This window comes from Pseudomonas sp. Tn43, from assembly GCF_014192635.1.
Taxonomy (GTDB): domain Bacteria; phylum Pseudomonadota; class Gammaproteobacteria; order Pseudomonadales; family Pseudomonadaceae; genus Aquipseudomonas.
Genome location: NZ_JACHYG010000001.1, coordinates 817,467 through 838,542, shown reverse-complemented (window position 1 = coordinate 838,542; position 21,076 = coordinate 817,467). Strand labels below are relative to the sequence as shown.

At 56.2% G+C, this 21,076-nt stretch carries 15 protein-coding genes and 1 pseudogene; 10 read left to right on the top strand and 6 right to left on the bottom strand.

The annotated features are described in order from the left end of the window. Window positions 1-2: 2 nt before the first annotated feature. Window positions 3-644 carry an HAD family hydrolase gene (locus FHW68_RS03775; protein ID WP_183678861.1) on the bottom strand — a complete coding sequence of 214 codons (642 nt, stop codon included), beginning with the start codon at window positions 642-644 and terminating at the stop codon, window positions 3-5. 342 nt (window positions 645-986) lie between these two features. On the opposite strand from FHW68_RS03775, the gene xth reads away from it, so the two are divergent. Then, window positions 987-1,781, top strand: coding sequence for an exodeoxyribonuclease III (gene xth, locus FHW68_RS03770; RefSeq protein WP_095633086.1), 795 nt, complete (start codon window positions 987-989; stop codon window positions 1,779-1,781). A gap of 112 nt (window positions 1,782-1,893) precedes the next feature. Continuing rightward, window positions 1,894-2,733, top strand: coding sequence for an arylamine N-acetyltransferase (locus FHW68_RS03765; protein ID WP_183678859.1), 840 nt, complete (start codon window positions 1,894-1,896; stop codon window positions 2,731-2,733). Window positions 2,734-2,813: 80 nt separating this feature from the next. Here the strand turns inward: FHW68_RS03765 and FHW68_RS03760 are convergent, their stop codons facing one another. Both FHW68_RS03760 and FHW68_RS03755 read right to left on the bottom strand, forming a co-directional pair. Then, window positions 2,814-3,158: a BrnA antitoxin family protein gene (locus FHW68_RS03760; RefSeq protein ID WP_095633088.1), complete on the bottom strand. Its 345-nt coding sequence runs from the start codon at window positions 3,156-3,158 to the stop codon at window positions 2,814-2,816. 3 nt (window positions 3,159-3,161) lie between these two features. Next, window positions 3,162-3,443, bottom strand: coding sequence for a BrnT family toxin (locus FHW68_RS03755; protein WP_183678857.1), 282 nt, complete (start codon window positions 3,441-3,443; stop codon window positions 3,162-3,164). Window positions 3,444-3,696: 253 nt separating this feature from the next. Here FHW68_RS03755 and FHW68_RS03750 point away from each other — a divergent pair, with 253 nt between their 5' ends. Continuing rightward, window positions 3,697-5,214 (top strand): nucleobase:cation symporter-2 family protein, encoded by a 1,518-nt coding sequence (locus FHW68_RS03750; RefSeq protein ID WP_095633090.1) that lies wholly within the window; start codon window positions 3,697-3,699, stop codon window positions 5,212-5,214. A 359-nt stretch (window positions 5,215-5,573) separates the two neighbouring features. Here FHW68_RS03750 and FHW68_RS03745 read toward each other — a convergent pair whose 3' ends face one another. Next, the gene (locus tag FHW68_RS03745; RefSeq protein ID WP_183678855.1) at window positions 5,574-5,885 is read right to left on the bottom strand and encodes a hypothetical protein; all 312 of its coding nucleotides are present in this window, start codon (window positions 5,883-5,885) and stop codon (window positions 5,574-5,576) included. A 200-nt stretch (window positions 5,886-6,085) separates the two neighbouring features. Between FHW68_RS03745 and FHW68_RS03740 the strand changes: the two genes are divergently transcribed. Continuing rightward, entirely contained in the window at window positions 6,086-8,545 is a 2,460-nt protein-coding gene (locus tag FHW68_RS03740) for a glucan 1,4-alpha-glucosidase (protein ID WP_183678853.1), read from the top strand. Window positions 8,546-9,018: 473 nt separating this feature from the next. Here FHW68_RS03740 and FHW68_RS03735 read toward each other — a convergent pair whose 3' ends face one another. Beyond that, window positions 9,019-10,038, bottom strand: a complete 1,020-nt coding sequence (locus FHW68_RS03735) for a substrate-binding domain-containing protein (protein WP_095633092.1) — start codon at window positions 10,036-10,038, stop codon at window positions 9,019-9,021. A 675-nt stretch (window positions 10,039-10,713) separates the two neighbouring features. Here FHW68_RS03735 and FHW68_RS03730 point away from each other — a divergent pair. The 6 genes from FHW68_RS03730 to FHW68_RS03705 all read left to right on the top strand — a co-directional run bounded on the left by FHW68_RS03730 (window position 10,714) and on the right by FHW68_RS03705 (window position 19,052). Further along, a complete protein-coding gene (locus FHW68_RS03730) occupies window positions 10,714-11,937 on the top strand; it encodes a carbohydrate porin (RefSeq protein WP_183678851.1) in 1,224 nt (407 codons plus the stop codon). Window positions 11,938-12,503: 566 nt separating this feature from the next. Next, window positions 12,504-14,150: a glycoside hydrolase family 13 protein gene (locus FHW68_RS03725; protein ID WP_183678849.1), complete on the top strand. Its 1,647-nt coding sequence runs from the start codon at window positions 12,504-12,506 to the stop codon at window positions 14,148-14,150. Window positions 14,151-14,657: 507 nt separating this feature from the next. Beyond that, entirely contained in the window at window positions 14,658-15,854 is a 1,197-nt protein-coding gene (locus FHW68_RS03720) for an ABC transporter ATP-binding protein (protein ID WP_183678846.1), read from the top strand. A 110-nt stretch (window positions 15,855-15,964) separates the two neighbouring features. After that, the gene (locus FHW68_RS03715) at window positions 15,965-17,233 is read left to right on the top strand and encodes an ABC transporter substrate-binding protein (RefSeq protein WP_221217027.1); all 1,269 of its coding nucleotides are present in this window, start codon (window positions 15,965-15,967) and stop codon (window positions 17,231-17,233) included. Continuing rightward, window positions 17,227-18,213 (top strand): carbohydrate ABC transporter permease, encoded by a 987-nt coding sequence (locus tag FHW68_RS03710; protein ID WP_183678843.1) that lies wholly within the window; start codon window positions 17,227-17,229, stop codon window positions 18,211-18,213. Before FHW68_RS03715 ends, FHW68_RS03710 begins: the two co-directional genes overlap by 7 nt. An 11-nt stretch (window positions 18,214-18,224) precedes the next feature. Then, window positions 18,225-19,052 carry a carbohydrate ABC transporter permease gene (locus FHW68_RS03705; protein ID WP_095631408.1) on the top strand — a complete coding sequence of 276 codons (828 nt, stop codon included), beginning with the start codon at window positions 18,225-18,227 and terminating at the stop codon, window positions 19,050-19,052. Window positions 19,053-19,242: 190 nt separating this feature from the next. On the opposite strand, the pseudogene FHW68_RS03700 reads toward FHW68_RS03705, so the two are convergent. Then, window positions 19,243-20,200, bottom strand: a pseudogene (locus tag FHW68_RS03700) (DUF3987 domain-containing protein); the annotation flags it as partial. Window positions 20,201-21,076 lie beyond the last annotated feature (876 nt).

The window sequence follows — 21,076 nt, the reverse complement described above, 5'->3', positions numbered from 1 at the left end:
TCCTACGAAATGCTGTGTAGCAACCCAAGCGCCACCAGTTCTTCACGCAATTGTCCCGGGTTGAAGAACTGAACCGCATGAAAGCCTTCCCGGCGTGCTCCTTCGATGTTCGGCGCATGATCATCGATGAACACTGCACGATGGCTATCAACGTCAAATCGGGATAACAGCAACTGAAAAATCTCTGGCGAAGGCTTGATGATTCCTTCCTCTCCCGATACCAGAATGCCTTCGAATCTCTGCAAGAACTCAAAACGCTCAAGGGCAATCGGAAAGGTTTCGGCCGACCAGTTGGTCAACGCCAATAATCGCAGGCCTTTGCCGTGCAGTTCATCGAGGATGTTGACCGTTTCATCGATGGCGCCGTCGAGCATTTCCTCCCAGCGCTCGCGATAGGCGCGAATCAATGCCTCTTGGGATGGATGCCGGGCGATGGCTTCCTCAATTGCCTCCTGCCAGCTTCTGCCCTGGTCCTGTTGTTCATTCCAGGCGGTGTGGCAGACCTCTGACAGAAAAGTTTCCATGGCTTGCAGGTCCTCACCGAATAACTTTCGATAAAGGTTTCTCGGGTTCCAGCGGATAAGAACATTGCCCAGATCGAACACAACAGTATCGATGGATGCAGGGTAGTGCGCAGCGCTCATGTTTCTTCCTCCTGGGTAGACGGGCCTGGATTGGATCCTAACAGAGGTGGCACGCAATGGGTGCTGGCTGATTTGTGACCTAAAGTCAACGGCGCAATAGTTGGGTTATCTGCGATCTTTGAGCAGCGGCAGCAATGACCGCGTCGTGGTGCAGGCGATCATCAATGCGGGCAAAGCCGTGAGGTTTTACCGCAGTTGTCCGGTGCGCAGGCATGCCGCGCTCCAGGCGTTTCCCGCTAAAAGCCTCGCGCCTTTAGTCGCCTGTTTCGCTCGCCGCGGCAACTGCCGTGGCGCACCCCGGTCACAACTGGATACCGCCCCATCTGTTGCGAGCGTCGGATCATGAAGAACCTGAAAATCGCTACCTTCAACGTCAACGGCATGCGTGCCCGCTTGCCGAATCTGCTGGCCTGGCTTGCGCGGGAGCAGCCAGATATCGCCTGCTTGCAGGAACTCAAATCGGTCGACGGCGCATTCCCTGTCGCCGAACTGGAAGCAGCCGGGTATGGCGCCGTCTGGCACGGCCAGGTGTCGTGGAACGGGGTGGCGATTCTGGCGCGCGATGCGCAGCCGTTGGAGAGCCGGCGCGGTTTGCCAGGTGACGACAGCGATACTCATAGCCGTTACGTGGAAGCTGCCGTGCACGGGGTTCTGGTGGGGTGTCTGTACCTTCCCAATGGCAACCCGCAGCCGGGGCCGAAATTCGATTACAAACTGGCGTGGTTCGAGCGTCTGATTTCACACGCCAAGGATTTGCAGAGCAGCGACCATCCGGTAGTGCTGGCCGGTGATTACAACGTGGTACCCACCGATCTGGACATCTATAACCCGCGTTCCTGGCTCAAGGATGCGCTGCTTCAACCCGAGAGTCGCGCGTGTTATCAGCGATTGCTGGATCAGGGCTGGACCGATTCCCTGCGTTTTCTGTACCCAGAGGAGCGGATCTACACCTTCTGGGATTATTTCCGGCAGCACTGGCAGAAAAACTCCGGGTTGCGCATCGATCATCTGCTGCTCAACCCGGCCTTGAGTCCTTACCTGCAGGAGGCGGGTGTCGATGCCTGGGTTCGCAACGAACCTCATGCCAGCGATCATGCACCGGCATGGATTCGAGTGGGTTCGCGCAAGCGTCGATAACCTTGGCAGGTGTTGTGATTGGCTAAATCAATTGTCAGTCCGGCGGTGTTTTCCCTTATACATGGCGCCCATCGGTGGAGTGATCCGCGGACCCTGCATAAAGGATTGAGCGATGAGCGAGACACAGCTGACGAATCTTGCGCTGTACCTGCAACGCCTGGGCTTCGATACGCCTCCGGCGCCTACCCTGGAAACCCTGCACCAACTGCAACTGCGCCACACCAGCGGCTTCCCGTTTGAAAACCTCAACACGTTGTTGGGCGAACCGGTGCTGATCGATCTGCCGTCCATCGAGCAGAAAGTATTGCACGACGGTCGCGGTGGCTACTGCTATGAACTCAATCACCTGTTCCTGGCCTTGCTTCAGGCACTGGGCTTCGATGCACGTGGCATCACGGGTCGCGTGGTCATGGGCCAGCCCGAAGGCGCGTGGACCGCTCGAACTCACCGCTTGAGCCTGGTGATTCTCGACGGCGGGCGCTACATCACTGACGTCGGTTTCGGCGGCATGGTGCCCACTGCACCGCTCATGCTGGATATCGAAGATGAGCAGTTCACTCCCCATGAGCGCTATCGCATCGAACCTCACGTCGATGGCTACACCTTGCACGCTAACGTCGGGGGGGAATGGCGGGCGATGTACATCTTCGACCTGCAACGTCAGGAAGACATCGATTACACCCTCGGCAACTGGTACGTCTCGACCCATCCGGAATCGCCCTTTCTCAAGCAATTAATGGTGGCGCGAACAGGGGAAGGGGAGCGGCGCACGCTGAACAACGGCAGTTTTGCCATTCATCGCACGGGCAGCGAGAGCGAGCGACGGCAGGTAGCGGATGTGGATGAGTTGATCGGGTTACTGGAAAGTGAATTCGGGATTCGAGTGCCGGCGCAGGACGTGTTGAAGCGAGTGCTTGAACGGTTGATTGAGCCTGTGTCGCAGGAAAACTGAGCCCCACGTAAAGGGGGGTGGATCCGACCAATTCGCCCCTTTTCTTTGATCGAGCCACCGTGGGTATTTTGGCTTTGTGTCTAGGAACGAACTTCAAGCTCCATCACATGATGGATTTCGCTGAGGACCTCGGACAACTTTTTCTCCAGGCTTTTCAGCTCGGAGGCGGTGAGGCCTTTTTTGAGATGCCCGACATGGGCAGCAGCGGTGTTCTGATCAGGCTTCGCCTTTTTGCCTTTATCGCTGAGCAATGCCTGGCGCAGGGTATTGTTGATCACCGTCTGGTAGCCATACCCCTCGCTTTCTGCCAACGCACGCGCGGCCTCTATGACGACATCATCGAGCATGATGGTGATTCGGGTCTTGCCTTTGCTGGAGGCAACCGCCCCACGCTTGGCATTGCTGAAGTCGTATTCATCTTTCATCGGTCAAGCCTCCATATAGTGGCGACGCTCGTTTTTGGTGGCGATGCGCGCGGAAATGATTCGTACGAAATTCGGGTCGCGGTAGGTGTATGCAACGACCAGCAGCCGACCTTTTGCGTCCAGTCCGATGATGATCCATCGCTGCTCATCATGGTGGTTGTTCTGAAGCGTCAACGCTCGTTCGTCATAAAACACGTGTTCTGTCTCGGCGAGGCTGGTGCCTTGGTGCTTCAGTTTGTTGGCCGCGTTCTTTGCCTTGTGGTATTGAATTTCGAATGGCTTCATTATGCATACTTTATATGTATAAGCGAGGGGGCGGCCGTGCCGGCGGTCGCTTGGAAAGCAAAAGATTAGCGGTGAGGAGGGCAAGGGGAGGAGGGATGTATTTCAAGAGTTTTAAGCTGCGAGCTCTACGGCGAAAGGGCTGTGTGAATATCTGTCCGTAATCTGACTGATTAGTTGTATACAACTCTATGGACATTTGTCCTGACTATTGAATACAGTGTGCGCACAACAAAAACCAGGGAACCCCCCAACCATGAAAACGCCCCATGTTTCACACCAACGGCCTGAGGATGAGAATCTCGGGATCGGCGCGAATATGGCTTATGGCCTGCAACACGTTCTGACCATGTATGGCGGTATTGTCGCGGTGCCTTTGATCATCGGCCAGGCGGCTGGGCTTTCGCCGGCGGACATCGGTTTGTTGATTGCTGCTTCATTGTTTGCAGGGGGGCTGGCGACATTGCTGCAAACCCTGGGCTTACCGTTTTTCGGTTGTCAGTTGCCGCTGGTGCAGGGCGTGTCGTTCTCTGGCGTTGCAACCATGGTGGCGATTGTCAGCAGCGGTGGAGAAGGCGGCTTTCAGTCGATTCTCGGGGCGGTGATTGCCGCGTCACTGATCGGCTTGCTGATCACGCCGGTATTCTCGCGAATCACCAAGTTCTTTCCGCCGTTGGTAACCGGCATTGTGATCACCACTATCGGCCTGACGCTGATGCCAGTGGCTGCACGCTGGGCCATGGGCGGCAACAGCCATGCCCCGGACTTCGGCAGCATGGCCAACATCGGCCTGGCGGCGGTGACGCTGGTGCTGGTGCTGTTACTGAGCAAAGTCGGCAGTGCGACCATCTCCCGTTTGTCGATCCTGCTGGCGATGGTCATTGGCACAGTCATCGCTGTGTTTCTCGGCATGGCGGATTTCTCGTCCGTCACCCAAGGCCCGATGTTCGGCTTCCCGGCACCGTTTCATTTCGGCATGCCGACCTTCCACTTCGCCGCGATCCTGTCGATGTGCATCGTGATCATGGTGACCCTGGTGGAAACCTCGGCCGACATTCTGGCTGTCGGTGAAATCATCGACACCAAAGTCGACTCCAAACGTCTGGGCAATGGCCTGCGCGCCGACATGCTGTCGAGCATGATCGCGCCGATCTTCGGCTCCTTCACCCAGAGCGCCTTCGCCCAGAACGTCGGGCTGGTGGCGGTCACCGGAATCAAGAGCCGTTTTGTGGTGGCCACCGGCGGTGTGTTCCTGGTGGTGCTCGGTTTACTGCCCTTCATGGGCCGGGTCATCGCCGCTGTGCCAACCTCCGTCCTCGGCGGTGCTGGCATCGTGTTGTTCGGCACCGTGGCGGCCAGCGGCATTCGGACACTGTCCAAGGTCGACTACCGCAACAATGTCAACCTGATCATCGTCGCCACCTCCATCGGTTTCGGCATGATCCCCATCGCCGCACCGAATTTCTACGACCACTTCCCTGACTGGTTTGCAACGATCTTCCATTCGGGCATCAGCTCCTCGGCGATCATGGCCATCGTGCTGAACCTGGCCTTCAACCACCTCACCGCCGGCAACTCGGATCAACAATCGGTGTTTGCCGCCGGTACCGAGCGCGTCTTGCGTTATCAGGATCTGGCAGCCTTGCGGGAAGGGGATTACTTCAGCGAAGGCAAGCTGCGTGACTGCGACGGGAACGAGATTCCGGTGGTGGAGACAGAGCATGAGCATGCCGGGCCGCGGGCGGCGCATGCGAAAAGCAGTGAGCATGTCTGACGACGGTACCTGGTAAAAAGGCAGGTAGATCAAAAGATCGCAGCCCGGGGCAGCTCCTGCATGATCCGTTTCGTCGCGTACGAAACGGATCGCATCCGGTCGGGATAAAACGCGACCGGTGTAGGAGCTGCCCCGGGCTGCGATCTTTTGAATTTATGGCGAGCACAAAAAAGCCTCTGAATCTTTCGATTCAGGGGCTTTTCGATTTTGGACTCGAACAGAAAAATAAGCCCCTCTTTTTACAATGAAACTGTGCTGATTTCTAAAATTTCTATCCCTACGATTATCCTAATCAAACCAGTATTTTATGCGAATTCGTCGCCTCCTAGTTGGGAATCAAAATCCTTTAGATAGTCCCGTCACCCACGCCGCAGTGAGTAAAGATTTGCCGTCAGGAGCAACCCGAAATCCTTTCCTGCCTCAACACGTGCTCCGTCCGGGCGAATTATCGTTACTCCGCCGCCTATATTTGAAACGACATAACCGCCATCTGGGGTCTGGACAACTCCGACCGGCGTTTGTAGATCGTCAATGACTGTCTCCAGTTGGCCATTTTCGGTTACGACGAGAATCTGGTTGGTGCGCCGGTTGGCGATTAGCAAACGCCCTGCGCGATCAAAGCCAATCCCGGCCGGCGTGGCTAGTCGCTGGTGTGTTCCAAACTTTTTCACGTAAGCACCGATCACGCACGGAAAATCTCTCTTGTGTCTTTTGTTGGCTTGTTATAGCCTTTTCCAAAGCGCTTTGGATTGTTTAAAAGCGTCGATTTAACAATCAAAAGCGCTTCTGTTTAGCGTGTTGGTTGCAACGACAAAAAATAAAAATAAGTTGGAGACATGCGATGCTTAAGACAGCGAGAAGGGTCCCGGTTATGCAGCAGTCAGTAAGGTTCCGAAAAACACTGCTGGGCGCCATGATCGGTACTCTGGTCATCTGCCAGAATGCGGGCGCTGACCCGTCGAAAGTGGCCCCGGGCGTCCCGGGCGCCGCGCCGTTCTGGTCCTATTCGGGCAAGACCGGTATCGGCACCTCCTACGAGCAGTACAAGGACGGGCAGTACTCCTCTGAGGCGGCCACCGGCGAGGTCTCGAAAGTCTGGTTCTCTCTGGCCAAGGGCGTCGTCACCGAAACCATGTTCGGGCTGATCCACGAAGCCCAGCTCAGGGAGCTGCAACTTGTCGTCCAGGGGCCGGACTTCGTCGATCTGGAGACCGAAGACACCGACAGCGAAATCAGCTACCTGTCGGTCGACAGCGAGGGACGTCCCAACTCACTCGCCTACAAGATCGTCAACCGCGACAAGCAGGGCCTCTACGAGATCGAAAAGCACATCTTCACTGATCCCGACGCCAACGCCCTGATGATTCGGGTAATCTTTCGCAGCAAGGACCCGCGCATCCAGGTCTATTTGCACGTCGATCCGGCCGTCGGCAACGACGGCAGTGGAGACACCGCCTTCGTCGACAATCGGGCGCTGTACGCCCAGCAAGGCGAGACGACCCTGGTGGTCAAGGCCAGCCGGCCCCTGGAACGGCCCACTGTCGGCTTTGCCGAGGTTTCTGACGGTCTGACCGACCTCAAGGACGGCACCCTCGACAACCTGTACGACAGCACAGGACCATCGCAGCCTGGTAACGTCGCTATGCTGGCACGTTTGCCCCAGACAGGCACCGAGACCACGCTCGATCTGGTCGTCGGCTTCGGCCACAGCCGCCAGCAGGCGGACCAGGCCGCAGACGCCACCCTGACGCGGGGCTATGCCAAGGTACTGGCCCACTACAACGGCGAAGGCCCGGCGATCGGCTGGCAGGATTACCTGCAATCCCTGTCCTCCCTGCCGGCCATGTATGCGCAGAGCACTGACAAGGGCAAGCTGCTCAACGTTAGCGCCATGGTCCTCAAGGCACAGGAGGACAAGAGCAACGCCGGCGCGCTGATTGCCTCCCTGTCCAACCCCTGGGGCGAGACAGTCCCGGCCACCCAGGGCACCACCGGCTATAAGGCGGTCTGGCCGCGTGACTTCTACCAGTGCGCCATGGCCCTGCTGGCCCTCGGCGATAAGCAGACCCCGAAGGTAGCCTTCGAATACCTGAAGAAGGTCCAGGTCACCGCCGATACTCCGACCATGCAGACCGAAACCTCGTCCAAAAACCATGAGCAGAAGCAGGGCGGTAAGCCAGGCGCGACCGGCTGGTTCCTGCAAAAGACCCACGTCGACGGCGAGGTCGAATGGGTCGGGGTCCAGCTCGACCAGACTGCCATGCCCATTATGCTGGGTTACAAGCTGTGGAAGGCCGGGGTGCTGGACGACACTCAGATCAAGCACTGGTACCAGAGCATGCTCAAGCCTGCGGCGGAGTTCCTGAGCGAAGGCGGCAATGTGAAGATGGGCTGGAACGACTGGAAGGTCGTCCCGCCGCAGACCCAGCAGGATCGCTGGGAAGAACAACCGGGCTATTCGCCCTCGACCACCGCGGCGGTCATCGCGGGCCTGGTCTTAGCCTCCGAAGTCGCGACTCAGACGGGGGATGGCGAGGCGGCCAAACGCTTCCTGGCCACGGCTAAGGGTTATTCGGACAGGGTCGAGAAGAGCATGTTCACCCAGAGCGGCAGCTTCGGCGACGGACGCTACTACCTCCGTATCACCGGGAACGACGACCCCAACGAAGGCAAGCCTCTGCTCGACAACAACAGCCGTCCGGGCCTGCCGGAGAGCCAGATTCTCGATGCCGGCTTCCTCGAACTGGTGCGCTACGGCGTCCGTCCGGCTACCGATTCGCACATCGTCAGTAGCCTGGACGAATTGGACAGCCAGGAGCTGCCCGAGAACCTGAAGGTCAAGTACGACTTCACCTTCCCTGGCGTCGAGGGCGTGTTTCCCGGCTGGCGCCGCTACGGCAACGACGGCTACGGCGAGAGCGAGGTCTCTGCCATCAACTACCCAGCCACCGGAGTACCTGTGCCGAACTCCGGATTGCGCGGCCGCGTCTGGCCGATTTTCACCGGCGAGCGTGGTCATTACGAGCTGGCCCGCAGCAAGGGCCAACTGCCGCCGGGGGTCAAGGCGTTGAGCGCCGAGCAGCTTGCGCAGCTTAAGAACACCTACGTCAAGGCCATGGAGCTGTTCGCCAACGACGGTCTGATGCTGCCGGAACAGGTCTGGGACGGCGTGGGCAACAACCGCCGGCACGGTTACGTGAAAGGTGAAGGCACGGACACCGCCACTCCTCTGGCCTGGAGTCACGCCGAATACATCAAGCTAGTCCGCTCTCTGACCGACCAGGCAGTCTGGGACCACTATCCCGTCGTCTCGGAAAAGCTCTCGCAGTGATTTGAGCGAGCAACGGGCGCCAGGCTGCGTGTGCACCATCTCTTGGCGCCATCCATCCACAACAAGAAAGGTTTTCATATCCAAACATGCCTCCGTAACCTCTCGCCCATCGGCCGTGCCTGTGCACACAGCCTTTCTCGTCGCCGTCTGTGCCGGCGTCCTGCCGCTAAGCCCGGTTAGCTCCGCCTGGGCGGAGGCCTCCAAGGCGCAGACTCGAACTGGCGACAGCACTGTCACAGTGTTGGCAGGTTGCTGAGCTGACCTCTACATACCTAGGCCCAGAAATGCACATCCTTATCCTGAGGCGCTTCGCGTCACGCACCCGAGGCAGGAGCCGTATGTGGTAGTTCTGCACGTACGGATCTGTGCGGGGTGGGGGCAGGTAGCTGTCATCCCTGTCGCGACCGTCCGTGCTTCTATCTGTGGATAACTGAAGGCAACAGTACCTATAAAGCAGGTGGAATTACTGTGGTTCAGATGTTAACTGGGCAGGGGCCATCGGAGGTGCCGATTTTCAAGGTGGGCTGCCACAGTACCTGAAGGTTTTCAGGTGATTCGCCGTCAAGCAGTGCGAGCATCAACTCTATGAGTTTCCTACCGACGGCGAGAGGTTCGGAGGATTGTAGGGCAGTGATGTCGTACCCCATGAACGCGTCCGGCGGCAGACCGTCATGGACAATGATCGACATTTCGTTGCGCAGTTCGACGCCCGCTTCAATGAGTGCACGCAGGGCGCCAGCGCCGGCGGGAGGGTTATCCACAATGACTGCGGTCGGTCGAGGATTACATGAGAGGAGGCGAGTCATGGCCTCGTATCCCCCGGCACGATCCAGGGTGCCTTCCACCATGTACTGCTGTTCTATCGGCAGTTGCGCGTCCCCCATCGCTTTGAGATATCCCTCGCGGGATTGAGTCACAAAATACAGATCCTGTGGTCCGCTCAGTAGGGCTATACGCTGGTGATTAAGGCTAACCAGTCGCTCCACAGCCATGCGCAGTCCCGCTGCTGTGTCGAAGTCGAGCCAGGCATACGGCGCAGGAAGGATACTCCGACCGTAGGCAACAAACGGGATGCCTTTCTGGGCAAGATACGACAACCGGGCATCGTTCAATCGAGTTCGGGCCACAACCATCCCGTCTATGCGTCGTCCCTCGATCATGCGTTGGTAGGTGCGGATTTCATCGGTTTTAGAGGCTGAAGCAAGCATCAGATCCATATCCGATTTGCCCAAGGCTTCGGTCATGCCGGAGACCACTTGTAGAAAGTATGGATCGTCAAGGTCATGGATCATAAGCGGATAGATGATGCCGATGGCATCTGCGCGGCCGGTAGCCAATCGACGTGCCACGGGACTGGGGCGATAGCCCGCGGCGGCGGCCGCGGTCACGATTCGTTCTCGGGTTTTTTCGCTGACATCCGTGTAGCCATTTAGGGCACGACTGACCGTTGTCTGTGACAACCCCAGCTTATTGGCAAGTTCTTTGAGATTCATACGACGATGATTGACCTGAAAGGCGAGAGCGCTGTGTGATTGCACAAAACGCCATAATTTTTGGATTTTCTCGAATACTACATTTCCCCACCTACATCCTCAAAGCGCTTTGCCTGGCCCGAACGGTGGCCCCTTGAGCAATCTGCGTAATTATCACTGGGTATCCCCTCTCACTTGAACGATTGCACAGGTGGTGGCATTGGCGGCTGTCAGTCGCTGGCGTGTTCCAAACCTTTTCACGTAAGCACCGATCACGCACGGAAAATCGCTCTTGTGTCTTTTGTTGGCTTGTTATAGTCTTTTTCCAAAGCGCTTTGGATGATTGGAAAAGCGTCGATCTAAACAATCAAAAGCGCTTTGGTTTGACGTGTTGGTTGAAACAAAAAAATAAAAATAAGTTGGAGGCATGCCATGCCTAAAACAGCGAGAAGGGTCCGGTTGGTCGCCCTCATTCATGCGGGAGTCTGTGCTGGCACAGCCGGAAAATCAGATGAGAGCTTCCGGGCTGTTGAAGCATTCGGTTGGCAGGCAATCGAGAATTTTGGCGGTCAGTTGGTGGGCATTTATCAGCGTTATATCGCCCCAAACGGGTCGCAGACTTGGGTATCCAAACTGCGTGGGGGTTTTTACGCGCAGGTTTTGCCGGATGAGCACAATAAAAATAATGGGTGGTTCTTGAAAACAACAATAAATCTCAACCTTGTAGCGGCGGGCGTGTGCCTGGCGTTACCGTTATCGGCCCATGCGCTGGAATTCGCCGGCTATGTGCGTAGCGGTGTCGGCACCTCGGTCAACAGCAGTTCCCAGTCATGTTTTCAATTGCCGGGCGCGCAGTCGAAATACCGGTTGGGTAACGAATGCGAACAGTATGCGGAGCTGGAGTTGCGTCAGGATCTGTTCACCCTGGACGACGGCTCGGTACTCAGTGTCGATGGCATGGCTTCGCTGTATAACCAGTACGACCGCAGCCTGACGTTCAACGGTGACAACGGCTCAGTGCGCATGCCGCAGCTGTATGCGCAATGGTCGAACATGCCCAGCCTCAACGGCGGCTCGCTGTGGGCCGGTCGGCGTTTCTACAAGCGGAACGATATCCACATTTCCGACTTCTACTACTGGAACCAGAGCGCCACCGGTGGCGGTATCGAAGATGTGCTGATCGGCGATCTGAAGTACAGCTACGCCTTCTCGCGCAAAGACAACCTGTACCAGAAGGACTACATCAACCGTCACGATTTCAACGTCGCCGGCTTCAACACCAACCCTGGCGGTGAGCTGGAGTTCGGCCTGAGCTACATCGACAAACCCGACAGCCGCGACGCTCATCGCGGTTGGGCGATCACCACCCAGCATGTGCAGAAGGGCTTTCTGGGTGGCAAGAATAAACTGGCCTTTCAGTACGGCGAAGGCCCCGGCACCGGGTTGGGCTATACCGGTAACGTGAGGCTGGACGACAGTAGTAAAAGCTATCGCGTGGTGGAGTTCTTCGACTGGCAAGTGACGCCGCGTTTCGGCGGGCAAGTCGAAGCGGTCTACCAGAAAGACATTCGCCCGGACGGCGCTGATCAGAACTGGATCTCCCTGGGTATTCGCCCGGCCTATGCGATCACCGAGCAGTTCAAATTCGTGACTGAACTGGGACACGATCAGGTTGAAGCCAAGGGCGGGACGCGCAAGCTGAACAAGTTCACCTTCGCCCCGACGTGGTCGCCCAAGGGGCCGGAATTCTGGGCGCGCCCCGAGGTGCGTCTGTATTACACCTATGCCAGCTGGAACGAGGCGGCCAAACGGGCGGCCAATGAACTGGCGGCGGGTTCGGCGTTGTCCGACACCGGCGCCTTCGGCACGGCGCGACACGGTTCGAACGTCGGATTGCAGGTCGAGTATTGGTGGAAATAAGCGATACATAACCCCGTAGGAGCTGCCGAAGGCTGCGATCTTTTCTCTTGGGCTCACTTGAGTCTCAAGCGGAAGATCAAACCTGACCAAGGCCACTATTGCCCTGACGAGTGGCATCTTTGGCAACTCCCGAAGTGGCTCGTCGGCGGGGGTGAAACTGGAGTGGTGGTAGCTCAGATGTGTCCTGAATAAGGTCCTCGGTAAAAAAGATAGAAGTGCGCTGGCGCTCACGAGATAAAACTTCATGGCTTATAAAATAAACGTCCACTGGTGCTTTACCTGAAATACTGAAAGCAGTACTCGTTAAACAGTACCGTGATGCTCAAGTAATTAAGAAGTGTTTTCCATCTTACGACTCACGTAACAATATAACTGATGCGCATCGGTAGGCGATTGTGCTGGTCGTGGGTTAATTGTTTATTGTCGGGCCGTGGGGTAGTTCGCTATTTGTTTTGACGACTGTTTTGCACTGGTAAGTGTTTTGGGGCTGTATCGGATGCATAGCGTGCGCTAATAAAATCGTATTCATTGACTTTAAACACGAGACGCAGGTAAAGGAAGCAAGTATGTCTATCCATATTAAAGAAGAGCCCATGACCGAATACCGTGTCGGTGCGGAGTGGTGGCGCAGCGCTGTTATTTATCAGATATATCCTCGCTCTTTTGCCGACGCGAATGGCGACGGTATAGGTGACTTGGTCGGAATCTCATCGAAAATTCCCTATCTTTCTTCATTAGGGATAGATGCTATTTGGCTCTCTCCATTCTATCGCTCTCCCCAGATGGATGCTGGCTACGATGTGGCGGATTACTGCGATGTCGATCCGCTATTTGGCAGGCTGGATGATTTCGACCGGATGTTGGAGCAGGCCCACGAAAAAGGGATCAAGGTCATCATCGACTTGGTGCCCAACCATACGTCCAGCGCCCACAGTTGGTTTCAGTCAGCTCTGAAGACCCCAGTGGGAAGTGCGGAGCGTAATCGCTACCTCTTCAGTGATGGTAAAGGTGAGAACGGCGAGTTTCCACCGAACAAATGGCAAAGCGTTTTCGGCGGTGATGCATGGTCTCGCATTCCCGGAGAAACACAATGGTATTTGCATCTGTTTGATAGTAGCCAACCGGATCTCAATTGGGAATGCCCCGAAGTGCGGGCGGAGTTTGAAGACATCTTGCGTTTTTGGTTGAAGCGAGGCGTCGATGGATTCCGTGTCGATGTGGCACATTCGTTGGTAAAAGTACCCGGGTTGCCCGATTGGGAAAGCGAAGACCCGGAAGAAAGCGCCATGAACGTTGGACCGATGTGGGACCAGGAAGGCGTACATGATATTTATCGCAGCTGGAACAAGGTGCTGAAAGAGTTCGCCGGTGATCGCATGCTGGTCGCCGAAGCCTGGGTCCAGCCGCAATCTCGGCTGGCGCGTTATGTGCGCAGCGATGAAATGCACCAAGCCTTCAACTTTGATTATCTGCTGACACACTGGGATGCCAGGGCATTGAGAGAGGTAATCGATACCTCTATGGCTGCCGCCGCTCATGTTGGGGCGCCGACGACTTGGGTCATGTCCAACCACGATACTGTTAGGCATACATCACGATATGGCCTGAGCAACCCTGGTACTCGCCCCAGGGGTATTGATGCATCCAGAGAGCAGCCGGATGAAGCATTGGGATTACGTCGTGCTCGTGCTGCGGCGCTTCTGACGCATGCATTACCGGGATCGGCTTACATCTATCAGGGTGAAGAGCTGGGTTTGCCTGAGCATACAACCCTGGACGCAGCTCACCGACAGGACCCTCGCTTTTTCCGCACCAATGGGGAGGAAGTAGGGCGCGACGGTTGCCGTGTGCCGATCCCCTGGGTTTCGGGAGAAGCGTCTTATGGATTCAGCACAGCAGGGGAGTCCTGGTTGCCTCAGCCGGAGTCATTCGCCCAATACAGTGCAGATGTACAACAAGGCAACCCGCAATCAACGCTGGAGCTCTATCGCCAATTGCTACAGCTGCGCCGTGAGTATGGGTTGGGTAGCGGTTCTCTGACCTGGTTGCCCTCGGCCCAAGGGGTACTGTTGTTTGACAATGGCCCGATCCGCATCGTGATCAATCTGACAGACATGGCCACTGCACTTCCTGACGGTCAGCTTCTGATCTCCAGCGAACCGATCAATCAACCCTACGTTTTACCCGCCAATGCTGCGGCATGGCTGAGATGAGTGATCAACTCCCTGCTCGACAGAGCAGGGAGTCACCCGGTATTTATCGGTGTTCATTAGCTGTGTCTGTGCGCCGTTGCTATAGCCAATCCAAAGCGCTTTGGGCTAGGCTGCAAGTGCTTGAGCGCAACAATAACAAAAAGAAAGTGGGAGACATCTATGATCAGTACAGTTGGCCATCGGAAGGTCAGTGTGAAACCGTCATTCGGGAGTCACGCTTGCCTGGCCTATCAAATAAAAGGCGGATTGAATCCGTTCGTCGCTCTTGGGTTTCACCGCGATAGATTGGTTTTGGGGGGGGCGTCTACTTTTCCTCTATGCAAAGACGTCTGCACCCAGCGCGAAGTTCGCCAGTATCCACGTAGCCCTTCGAGGGTTTCCTCCCGACGACGTATAAAACGCTCTACGAGCTGCTGCCCGCGAATCGAGCAAGCGTTCAACCATTAATTGTGCGCTTGGCGCGAGGCAGGCCGCTCGAATCGTTCGCGCGGATGTCCAGGAGGAAAAATGGCAAGAGTTCAGTTGCGTAATGTAGGTAAGACTTACGATACCCACCAGATCATCAAGAGTGTGGATATGGATATCGAAGACGGCGAGTTCTGTGTCTTCGTCGGTCCTTCCGGGTGTGGGAAATCAACGTTATTGCGGATGATTGCGGGTCTGGAGGACATCACCGACGGCGAGTTGCTGATCGGCGACGTACTGGCCAACACCTTACCTCCGGCCAAGCGTGGTGTCGCGATGGTGTTTCAGTCTTACGCGTTGTACCCGCACATGAGTGTGTACGACAACATGGCCTTTGGGTTGAAACTGGCTGGCAAAGACCGAAAGGAAATCAAGGACAGTGTCCTGCGAGCAGCGAGCATTCTGCAACTCGACCATTTGCTCGGTCGTAAGCCCAAACAACTATCGGGTGGTCAGCGACAGCGGGTTGCCATTGGCAGGGCGATTGTCAGACAACCAGAGGTGTTTCTGTTCGACGAACCGCTATCCAATCTGGACGCCTCTTTACGGGTACAAATGCGTATCGAAATCGCCAAACTACACAAAGACCTCAAGGCAACCATGGTGTACGTGACCCATGATCAGGTCGAAGCCATGACCCTGGCGGATAAGATTGTGGTGCTTAACAAGGGCAATGTGGAACAGATCGGGGCACCATTGGAGCTTTACAATCATCCGAAAAATCTGTTTGTCGCCGGATTTATTGGTTCACCCAAGATGAATTTCGTCGATTGCAGGATTGTTTGCATTAATTCTCATGAGGCAACTGTCTTGCTGCCTGGTGGAAGTCACGTGACGGTGGCTGTGGAGGCGGGAGGCGCCAAGCCGGGTGACGAGGTGATCCTCGGCATTCGTCCAGAGCACTTGGTAGTTGCCCATTCGGCAACCCTTGATCAGAGTTTGAGCGGCAGGGTGGAAGTGTTGGAGCATCTTGGTGACGAGACCTTTGCCTACCTTGACATCCCAGGTTCCCGTGATGGATTGCTTACGGCTCGTGTGCCGGTGGCGACGTCAATACAAATCGGTGACACGCTCACACTCCACGTACCAAAGCACGGTAGCCATCTATTTGCCGCTGATCAAAGAGCTTACCCGAGGGTAGCCGCGGTCGAGGTTGCGCTCGCTGCGAACAATCGTGCCCTGGCGGTCTCCGACAAGTCATCTGGAATCGGGCGACTCCCCGGACGCGCGTTCCATTAAATACACGAATGCGTTCGGCGAAAGCCAAAACACAACAATAATGATTTTGCACGGCGTAACGCTACCCACTTAAGGCGCGTTGTGTCTGCGAGGCTGGAGGCAATATGAACATGCGCAACTACACCAGATTCGGCTTGGGTATTCTCGTGGCATCGCTACTGCAATCGGGTATTTGCTCAGCAGCGACTGTAACCATCTCTTGTATTGCGAACGGCAAAGATCTGGAAATGTGCACGCAGGGCGCTGAGGCCTGGGCACAGCAAAGTGGTAACAAGGTTAATGTGGTGTCGTCGCCGGACTCAGGCCGATTGGCGCTGTATCAACAGCTATTAAGCGCTGGTTCATCGGATATCGATGTATTGCAGATCGACGTCGTTTGGCCGGGAATACTGGCGCAGCATCTGATCGATCTGAAGGAAAAGGTCGGTAGTGGGACTGAAGAGCATTTCGCCTCAATTATCAAAAACAACACCGTAGGCAATCGGTTGGTCGCGATGCCCTGGTTTGCCGATGCAGGAGTGCTGTATTACCGCAAAGATCTGTTGGAAAAATATAAGGCGAAAGTCCCGGAAACCTGGGACGAATTGAGCACCACGGCTCAGAAGATTCAGGATGCCGAGCGTGCTACCGGTCATGACAAGTTGTGGGGGTTTGTCTGGCAGGGCCGCAATTATGAAGGGCTCACGTGCAATGCCCTGGAGTGGGTGTCGAGCTACAACGGTGGTGCAATCGTCGATGCCGCCGGCAAGGTGACGATAGACAATCCTGAGGCAACGGCCGCTCTGACGCTAGCCCAGGGGTGGGTGGGCAGTATCAGCCCACAAGGCGTTCTGAACTATGGCGAGGAAGAAGCCCGCGGTGTATTCCAATCCGGCGATGCGGTGTTCATGCGCAACTGGCCTTACGCGTTGGCGTTGGTCAACAATACTGACAGTCCAGTCAAGGAGAGAGTCGGTGTAGCAGTACTCCCAAAAGGCGGTGAAGAGGGGCGGCATTCGCCGATCCTTGGAGGGTGGCAGCTAGCCGTTTCCAAATACTCCAAAGAACCTGACTTGGCGGCGGATCTGGTGATGTACCTCACCAGCGCGGCTGAGCAGAAACGACGTGCCATCGTAGGCTCCTACGCCCCAACAATCCCCGCCCTATACAAGGATGAAAGTGTGCGAGTGGCAGCTGGCCCGGTGGTAGACCCGCTCTACGACACACTAAGCAGCGCCGCGGCTCGCCCGTCTGCGATCACTGGGGTCCGATACAACCAGTTTAGCGCCGAGTTCTCCAATGCTGTTTATTCCGTTCTGTCTGGTCGTACCGATGCGGCGGCGAGTTTGAAGGAGTTAGCTCGTAAACTGAACAGAATGAGTCGGGGTGGGAAATGGTAACTACCACGGCGAAATCGCCAATCGCGGATATCCGCTCCAGCGAAAAACAAGAGAATCCCTCGTCCCGTAGTAGCGCTTTAACCCGCGACCGTGTTCGGTCAGCGTGGCTGTTTCTGGCCCCGATGTTGGTAGTTCTGGCGCTTATTGCCGGCTGGCCGCTCGCCCGAACTATTTGGTTTGGTTTCACCAATGCCAATCTTGCGGATTTGAGCGGCGCGCAGTTTATTGGTTTTGCCAATTATCTAAGTGTTGACGCTGGGCACTGGTCGGGTCTGCTTACGGATCCCGATTGGTGGCGCGCGGTATGGAACACCGCGTGCTTTGCGGTTGTGTCGGTCAGTCTGGAAGTCGTTCTGGGTACGATCGTTGCTCTTGTGTTGAACGCACAGTTTCCAGGGCGTGCGTGGGTGCGTGCGGCCGTGCTGATCCCCTGGGCTATTCCCACTATTGTCTCAGCGAAAATGTGGAGCTGGATGCTGAACGATCAGTTCGGGATCCTGAATCATGCGCTGATGGCCTTGGGCGTCATCGACCATCCGCTCGCCTGGACGGCGGATCCAGACCTCTCGATGATGGCCGTGGTGATGGTGGACGTCTGGAAAACTACACCCTTTATGGCGCTGCTCATTCTGGCCGGCCTGCAGATGCTGCCTTCCGATTGCTATGAAGCAGCGAAGGTTGATGGTATCCATCCGGTGCGGGTGTTCTTCAGGGTCACATTGCCGCTGGTTCGGCCCGCAATCATGGTCGCAGTGCTTTTCCGCGTGCTGGATGCCTTACGCGTGTTCGATCTCATTTATGTACTGACCTCCAATAGTAAAGACACCATGTCGATGTCGATTTACGCACGCCAGCAGCTCTTGGATTTCCAGGAAGTCGGCTACGGTTCCGCCGCGTCCACGCTGTTGTTTCTGGTTGTGGCCTTCTGCACCGTTCTATATATCGTGGCCGGGCGCGTTCGCTTCGACGATGAGCATTAAGGAGATTTGTTATGAAAAAAGCACTCGGGACCTGTGCCTTTTACTTACTGGTGGCGACGATTGTTTTCGTTTCTGTCTTTCCGTTTTACTACGCGATCATCTCCTCGCTTAAACCATCTTCGCAGCTATTTAATGTTGACTATTTTCCTGAGCTCTGGCACTGGGGAAACTATGTTTCTGTATTCCGTGAGCAGCGCTTCGGGGCTAATATTCTAAACTCACTGCTGGTCTCGCTTTCTGTGGTTGTGGTGTCTTTATTGCTGAGCGTCACCGCTTCCTATGCGTTGGGGCGAATACGTTTCCGCGGGCGCAACACCATCCTCGTGACTATCCTGGCTGTTTCCATGTTTCCGCAGGTCGTTGTTCTGTCGGGCATGTTCGAACTGATCCGCTTGCTCGGCCTATACAACAACATGCTTGGCCTGACGCTTTCATACTTGATTTTCACACTTCCTTTTACTGTCTGGGTACTGACCACTTTTATCCGAGGTTTACCCAAGGAACTGGAGGAAGCGGCAATCATGGACGGTGCGGGGCCCTGGACGATTATTACCCGTGTATTGATGCCGCTGATGTGGCCAGTTTTAGTGACTACAGGGTTATTGGCCTTTGTGGCAGCATGGAATGAGTTTCTCTTTGCCTTGACGTTCACCTTGACCAACGAGCAACGCACAGTACCTGTAGCAATTGCTTTGATTACCGGTGGCAGCGCCCATGAACTGCCTTGGGGCAACATTATGGCCGCTTCGGTCATTGTGACGATCCCCATTGTTTTGTTGGTTTTGTTCTTCCAGCGGCGCATTGTCTCAGGGCTAACTGCAGGAGCAGTGAAAGGCTGAGGCCCCTAGGTTTAGTCGGTGTGACATTCGAACACGAACACAGGAGGCTTTAATGGGCGCTTTGTCACAGGGTCTCTCTCTCTGCTCCCGTGGGTCAGAGTGTTCTCATGGTGCTCTCTTGAAGCGTGATCTTTGACTTGCCACTTTCTGACCTCCCTCGTGTGTGTATCCGTCGTGCTGCTGACCGTTTGGCAGATAGGATGTGGGTGACCTCGATCAGGTCGCGGTCTTCCAGTACCGCAAGGACGCCGGCAATCCGTAGCAGATTGTCCGCGGCCTTGGAGGCGCTGGTCGTACGTTGCAGCAGGTCGGTGATTCGTTGGGTGTAGCGTTTGAGACTGATGTCTTGGGTGAGATCCACCGGCTGATAAAAGCGCTGTCCGGCCAAGCTCGGTGGCCAGGTGATCAGGCAACGGGCGAAGATGCCTTGGCCGTTGAGCAACGGGTCCTTAAGCAGTCGACCTGCCAAATAGGGAGCATTAAGTGCAGGCTCAAGCGCCGGTCATAGGCGCGCAGGCTTTCTCCGGCCATGGAGCGAGAGTGATCGATGGGGTTGCCGTCCCACGCCGAGGACGGGGTGGTCACGGCCTTAAGGCGGTTGTCCCGGCTCATGGTGCTGCTACCGAGGAATTGGCCGCCCTCGTCGCTGAACAGCCCCATGCTGGGCAGACCCAAACACAGGCTTTTGGTCAGGTCAGTCGTGGCGCTACGGGCTCTGGCTCTATCTGATTGGCGTGTCGGTGTGGCAATCGATCGTTGCCATCTGCTTCTGAGATTGGGGCAAGTGTGGCGGGCTAGCGACTGAGTTTTCCGCGGTAGGCCTGCCATTGCAGGCGTTCCCATTCGCGGGCTGGCTGCAAGGCCAGCCACCGCCGTCTTGCGATCAGCGAAAGCCGCCATAGTGAGTAGGTACAGTGACAGCGGATAGACCCGGCCATCCAAATGCACATTGGCATGCCCCTGAGTGGCCAAAGCCGAGGTGACCAGCACCGATTGCGCGGCCATGGCCTGGAGCACACCAATCACTTCGGCCATGCGTCGACGGCCGGTCCCAGCAGATCACCGAGGGCGGCCACCGGATAATCTAATGGCGTCGGGTTGGCCTCCAGCAAGGGTTGCGGCGGCAAGCTCCAGGTTGATTGCAGCATCACCTTTCTCCTGTTCTCCCACTGATGCCCTCACGCTCCCGCCACGGATGTTGAGTGTTATCAGGGATGAAGGCCCCTGCGGCCTGTGAGGGTGTTCACTGACGCGGAACGGACGGCTCTTTACGACCAAGATCCCGGGCAACTCCCATGAATCTGGCCTCCTGGGCGCATCCGAGGATGCGGGCGAGTGGAGGCTGCATCGGCTGACGAAACCAACGTCGCGAGATCCTGAGTCAGGTAAAAGCAGTGAGGCGATGACCGGGGCATGCCTGACTGTCAGTCAGGTGCAGTCCATTCCTTGGACTGCGGCACCATCATCTGCATCGCTGTCGCTGGTGACTTCGGTGTTTGTCACGCCGATTGTCACGAGGGGGGATGCCGCAAAGCCTTCTACGAGTTGGGCTGCAGCAGTGGTAGGAGCGCCCGTCTCTTTCTAAAAGAAAGAGACGGGCGCAGGTTGGCGCAAGGAAATAGCCAGGCGGATAGGTTGCTGCGGGGCAGCTATGAAAGGGCATGAGTTGCCGCAGTGGGCATTCTGGAAGAAGTGGCATCCATCACATCGCTGTGACCGTGCGAGCCGCCGGACGCTAATCGCACTTTGGGAGAACCAGCGTGGCGTAGCCTTGAAGGTTCTGGCTACCTGGGTTGCTGTCAACGACAGCACTTTGCCCGACCTTTTCTACGCCTGTGGAGAATTGGGTCAAGGCTCGAATTTTCGGGAGTTCTGCGGCTGTGAATGAAATTATCCACTAATGGAAATCAGTGGTTTTCCACAGACAATTGCGTGGGCTTTAGATTTTTTAAGTGAGGTCCATCCAAACAGGGCGGCTTTGCAGCCCTGTTTGGATGGACCCGCGTGGACAAACGGATCACTGA